The sequence below is a fragment of the Delftia sp. ZNC0008 genome, assembly GCF_000799035.1.
In the GTDB taxonomy this organism is placed as follows: Bacteria; Pseudomonadota; Gammaproteobacteria; order Burkholderiales; family Burkholderiaceae_C; genus Comamonas; species Comamonas tsuruhatensis.
Genome location: NZ_JTKZ01000286.1, coordinates 1 through 2443, shown reverse-complemented (window position 1 = coordinate 2443; position 2443 = coordinate 1). Strand labels below are relative to the sequence as shown.

3 protein-coding genes are annotated in these 2443 nt (G+C 69.9%); all 3 read left to right on the top strand.

Features of this window, described 5'->3' with window-relative positions:
* Positions 1–786: putative bifunctional diguanylate cyclase/phosphodiesterase (locus L995_RS09565; RefSeq protein WP_156136025.1), on the top strand; the 786-nt coding region annotated here is incomplete at its 5' end.
* Between the two features lie 123 nt (positions 787–909).
* Complete coding sequence (locus L995_RS09560) at positions 910–1914, top strand: diacylglycerol/lipid kinase family protein (protein WP_047328080.1); 1005 nt, start codon at positions 910–912, stop codon at positions 1912–1914.
* A gap of 27 nt (positions 1915–1941) precedes the next feature.
* The coding region (locus L995_RS09555; RefSeq protein ID WP_047471233.1) for a metallophosphoesterase family protein at positions 1942–2443 on the top strand (502 nt) is incomplete at its 3' end.

The window sequence follows — 2443 nt, the reverse complement described above, 5'->3', positions numbered from 1 at the left end:
CCGCGTATGCTGGGCCGCACCCAATTGGCCATGGAATTGCGCCAGGCGCTGGAGCGCAACGAACTGCGCGTTTTCTACCAGCCCGTGGTGGATCTGGCCACGGGCCGCATGGTGGGTGCCGAGGCCCTGGTGCGCTGGGAAAGCCCGACGCGCGGCAGGGTGCCGCCGGGCGTGTTCATCCCGGTGGCCGAGGAGTCGGACCTGATCCTGAGCGTCGGCGAATGGGTGCTGCGCACGGCGGCGCACGATATTGCCCTGCACCTTGCGCACCTGCCGGCCGACTTCGAGCTGCACGTCAACATGTCGGCGCGCGAGCTGATCCAGTCCGACTTCGCCTGCACGCTGGAGCAGGCGCTGGCCACCAGCGGCCTGCCCGCCCGGGTGCTGACCCTGGAGCTGACGGAGTCCATGCTGCTGGACGACAGCGACGCCACGCTGCAGCGCATTGCCGCCATTCGCGCGCTGGGCGTGAAGATCGCCATCGACGACTTCGGCACCGGCTACTCGTCCCTGGCCTACCTGAGCCGCCTGCGCTTTGACTGCATCAAGATCGACCAGAGCTTTGTGGGCCAGTTGCCGGCTTCCGAGTCCGACAAGGCCATCGTGACCGCCGTGCTGCGCATTGCCCAGGGCTTTGGCGTCAAGGTGGTCGCCGAAGGTGTGGAAGAACAGGCCCAGGCGCAGCTGCTGCACGAGCTCGGCTGCGAGCATGCGCAGGGCTATCTGTTCGAGCGGCCCGTGCCGCTGGCGCAGATGCTGGACTACCGCGCCCCCTGGCGCGAGTGAACAGGTACAGTCAGCAGCCCGCAGACTGTCGGCTTTGGCTGACGCGCACCGCTTGCATGATCCGGTGCACCGGCAGGTGCCATCCACGGAACAATCGGCGCCTGTTCCAGCCCGCTTCCTTCCATGACGCCCTCATCTTGCGACAACCAGCCGCCCAGGCTTGATCCCGCCGGCCCCATCCACCTGATCGTGCCGCTGCGCCCCGGCGCCGACCTGGAGCAGCTGCGCGCCCGCCTGACCGGCGTGCCGGCGCTGCAGCAGCGCAGCGTGCATTGGCATGTGCCGGGCGCAAGGGCCGACATCGTGCAGTTGGCCGCCAGCGCCGTGGACAGTGCCCGCAGGGACGGCGGCCTGGTCGTGGCCGCCGGCGGTGACGGCACCATCAATGCCGTGGCCTCGGCTGCCTGGTCGCGTGGCGTGCCCATGGGCGTGGTACCGCTGGGCACCTTCAACTACTTCGCCCGCGAGCAGGCGCTGTCACTGGAGCCGGCCCAGGCCGTGCAGGACATTCTCCTGGCGCTGCAGGCCGGCCAGATGCGGGCCGTGAACGTGGGCCTGGTCAACGAACGGCTTTTCCTGGTGAACGCCAGCCTGGGCCTGTACCCCCGCCTGCTAGACGAACGCGAACGCGCGTCCACCCGTTTCGGCCGCACCCGGCTGGTGGCCATAGCCGCCTCCATCTGGAGCATCCTGCGCGGCGGCAGCGTGCGCCGCTGGCGCGTGGCCCTGCGCCCCGACCGTGATGCGCCGTTGCAGCAGCAGGAGCACCTGGCCACCACCCTGTTCGTCGGCAACAACCCGCTGCAGCTGGAGCGCGTGGGGATTGACGAGGCCCGCGCCGTGGCCGATGGCCGTCATCTGGCCGCCGTGCTGCTGCTGCCCCAGGCCAGCGAGGCCCCGGCGCGCGTGGTCTGGAATGCGGTAATGGGACGGCTGGCCCAGGACGATGCCGTCGCCAGCCTGGCCTGTACCGAGCTGGTGGCGGAGCCTGCAGGACGGCGTCCTCGCCGCATGAAGGTAGCCTTCGATGGCGAACGCGAATGGATGGCGCCGCCCATCCGCTTTCGCCTGGGCGAGAAGCCGCTGTGGCTGGTGGTGCCTGCCCCGGCAGAGCCCGCCTCCTCCTGACCGCCGAATGAGGAACAAGGAGCGCCCATGGCCTTGCTCATGCATTTGTCGGACCTGCATTTCGGCGCCCACGATCAGGCCGTGTGCGCCGCCGTGGCGAGACTGGCGGCCCGGCTGCCGGTAACGCTGCTGGTGGTCTCCGGCGACCTGACCCAGCGCGCCACGGCCGCGCAATTTGCCCAGGCGCGGGAGTTTCTCGACAGCCTTTCCGTGCCCCGGCGACTGGTGGTGCCCGGCAACCACGATCTGCCGCTGCTCGCCTGGTGGGAACGGCTGGGTGGCCACGCCCACGACCGCTATGTGCGCTGGATCGATTCCGAACTGCAGCCCTGGTGCGCCGTGCCAGGCTTTTGCGTGATCGGCGTGGACACCACACGCTGGTGGCGCCACCAGCGCGGAAGCCTGTCGGCCGGGCAGATCCTGCACGTGGCGCAGCGCCTGGAGCAGGCCAGCCCCGCCGACTGGCGCATCGTCGTCAGCCACCACCCGCTGGCTGCGGCCCACGAAGAGGACCGCAGCCACCGTCCTC

Bases quoted from the DNA above. Each gene is read 5' to 3' on its own strand.
- L995_RS09560 (WP_047328080.1), top strand. From the start codon at position 910: ATGACGCCCTCATCTTGCGACAACCAGCCGCCCAGGCTTGATCCCGCC.